Raw genomic sequence first — 3,225 nt, forward strand, 5'->3', positions numbered from 1 at the left:
CCTAGCCCTACCGCTCGCCGAGGCGGACGGCGACGCCGACGACGCACCGCTCCCCGAGCAGGAGATCGGGGCCGAACAGCAGCTCGCGCAAGCAATGAAAGCGATTGCTGCCCTGCCGTCTTCCCTCAAGGACACGCTTATTTTGCGTACGATCGACGAGAAATCGGAAGCTGAAACCGCCGAGATTCTCGGCATCTCCCAGAAGGCGGTCGAAACACGCCTCTACCGCGCCCGGGCGCGCCTCGCGGAAATTTTGAAGAAAGTTTGAGGGGCACGCGGGCGGGCTGCGTATTTCCAGTAGGCCCGCCCTCTTTCCGCAAGCTGAGACAAACCGAATGATTTCTGCTCTCGACCGCCGCCAGTTCCTTCGCGGCGCGGCCCTCGCCGGTGGCGGCGCCGCCTTGTCAGCCTGGCTGCCGGCCTGGGCGCAGACGATCTCGCCGGGGATGCGGCCGACGCTGCCGACCGTGTCGGGCGAAGACATCACGCTCACCATCGCCCGGCAGTCGATGAGCATCGATGGTCGCCAGTTCCGGGCAATCGGCGTCAACGGCACGGTCCCTGCGCCACTCATCCGGCTGCGCGAAGGCCAGCGCGTGCGGCTCAACGTCATCAATCAGCTGGAGGAGGACAGCTCGATCCACTGGCACGGGCTGATCCTGCCGGCCAATATGGACGGTGTGCCGGGCGTGTCTTTTCCGGGCATCAAGCCGGGCTCGAACTACCTCTACCAGTTCTCCGTCGTGCAAAGCGGCACCTACTGGTACCACAGCCATTCAGGCCTGCAGGAACAGGAAGGCCATTACGGCCCGATCATCATCGATCCCGCCGGTGCCGATCCGGTCGCCTATGACCGCGAGCATGTCATCGTGCTCGCCGATCACAGCGCGCTCTCGCCGCAGGCGATCTTCCGGCGCCTCAAGGTCAACCCCGGCCATTTCAATTTCCAGCGCCAGACCCTGGCCGGGCTCCTGTCGGGCAAGGATCAGCCGCTCAAGGACCGGCTCGACTGGGGCCAGATGCGGATGGACCCGGCCGACATCTCCGATGTGACCGGATCCACCTACACCTATCTCGTCAACGGCCATGGTCCGATGGACAACTGGACCGCGCTCTTCACCCCGGGCGAACGGGTGCGGCTGCGGGTCATCAATGCGTCGGCGATGACCACCTTCAACGTCCGCATCCCCGGCCTGCCGCTGACCATCGTCCAGGCCGACGGGCAGAATGTGGTGCCGGTCACCGTCGACGAGTTCCAGATTGGTGTTGCCGAGACCTACGACGTCGTTGTCAGCCCAGGCGATGACAAGGCCTACACCCTTGTCGGCGAGGCGATCGACCGCTCGGGCATGGCGCGTGCCACGCTCGCGCCGAGGGCCGGCATGGCCGGCGAGGTTCCCCCCTTACGCAAACGGCCGCTCGCCGAATAGACGGACCGGGGCTGGTACATGTCCCCGCGGCCGCGCATGTACGCCATGGACCCGTCGGGCGGCGCTATGCGGGGCGTCGATCCGACGGCCGAGAAGAACGCGTCCGCGCGCCTCGCGACCGGCGCGGCGGCAGCGATGGCGACCATGGACAATAGCGCCATGGCAGGCATGGATCATTCGGGGATGGATCATGGATCGATGGCCGGCATGGACCACGGCGCGATGGGCGCCGATGGCCAGATGGCGGGCATGGATCATGGCGGGCACGCGATGGGCTCGATGAAGATGCGCGACTTCTCGAACGCGCCGCAGGTGAAGCGCGACCCGAGCGTCCAGACCATCTCGCCGATGCCCGTAGACCGCACCGGCGAGCCCGGCCAGGGCCTCGCCGACGTCGGCCACAAGGTGCTTGTCTACAGGGACCTGATGGCGCTCGATCGCAATCCGGACGTGCGCGCGCCGAGCCGCAGCATCGACATTCACCTCACCGGCAACATGGAGCGGTTCATGTGGTCGTTCGACGGCGAAAAAATGTCGGACCATCACGAGCCGATCCCCTTCATCGAAGGCGAGCGGGTGCGCGTCAATCTCATCAACGACACGATGATGGGGCATCCGATCCATATTCACGGGCATTTTTTCGAGCTGGTGACGGGGCATGGCGATCATGCGCCGCGCAAGCATACGGTGATCGTCCAGCCCGGCGGCAAGGTGACCTGGGACTTCACCGCCGACGCGGTCGGCGACTGGGCCTTCCACTGTCATCTCCTCTACCACATGCATGCAGGGATGATGCGGGTCGTGAGCGTCCGTCCGAAGGGAGACGCGCAATGACCCGCATCCTCACGCCGCTGGTGAGCGCGATCGCCCTTCTCTCCGCCGCGCCCGCCTTTGCCCAGGATCATTCGATGCACGACATGCCCGGCATGACGCCGCCGGGCGGGGCGCGGCCGGCGCAGGAGAAAAAGAAGGACAAGGCCGCCGCGCCGCGCCCCAAGCCCGCTACCAGGCCGCGCGCTCAGAAACCAGCGCCGGGCACCATGCCGGCAATGGACCATTCGCAGGACCAGGCCAGTCCTGCGCCACAGGCAGATGCCGCCGGTCAACCGCAACCCGCTGCTCCCGCGATGGCGGAGATGCCGGGCATGGACCACTCCCGGCATCAGGACGGCGCGATGCCGGACATGCCCGGGATGGACCATTCGCAGCATGGCCAGACCGCCATGCCCGGAACCTCCGCCATGCCCGGCATGCAAATGACCGGCACGGCGCTTCCGGCCGGCAATGCGCCCCCGCCGCCCCCCCCCAGCGACCACTTCGCCGATCGGGATTTTCCCGGCGGCGAGATGGCGCGCTCGCGCGACATCATGATGAAGGACAGCGGCGGCAACAATTTCGGGCAGGTGCTGCTCAACCTGTTCGAGTATCAGGCGCATAGCGGCCGCGATGGCTATCGCTGGGATGGCGAAGGCTTTTACGGCGGCGACATCAACCGCCTCTGGCTCAAGAGCGAGGGGGAAGGCGAGTTTGGCCGCGGGATCGACAGCGCAGACGTCCAGGCCCTCTATAGCCGCGCCATCGACCCCTATTTCAACCTTCAGGCCGGCGTCCGCCAGGACTTCGGCCGCGGGCCCAACCGCACCTATGCGACCGTTGGCGTCGAGGGTCTGGCTCCCGGCATGTTCGAGGTCGAAGGCGCGCTGTTCCTCTCGACCAAGGGCGACCTTCTGGGCCGGGTCGAGGGCTATTACGACCAGCGCATCACCCAGCGCCTGATCTTGCAGCCGCGCGCCGA

At 66.4% G+C, this 3,225-nt stretch carries 2 protein-coding genes and 1 pseudogene; all 3 read left to right on the forward strand.

Translation table 11 applies throughout. The features are described from left to right. On the forward strand, positions 1-268 hold a 268-nt coding region (locus ACIQCS_RS23880; protein WP_401531953.1), incomplete at its 5' end, for an RNA polymerase sigma factor. Between the two features lie 67 nt (positions 269-335). Continuing rightward, positions 336-2,264: pseudogene (locus ACIQCS_RS23885) on the forward strand (copper resistance system multicopper oxidase). Then, on the forward strand, positions 2,261-3,225 hold a 965-nt coding region (locus ACIQCS_RS23890; protein WP_401531954.1), incomplete at its 3' end, for a copper resistance protein B. The pseudogene ACIQCS_RS23885 and the gene ACIQCS_RS23890, both read left to right, overlap by 4 nt.

The organism is Sphingomonas sp. NPDC092440 (genome assembly GCF_044754985.1).
Classification (GTDB): domain Bacteria; phylum Pseudomonadota; class Alphaproteobacteria; order Sphingomonadales; family Sphingomonadaceae; genus Sphingomonas.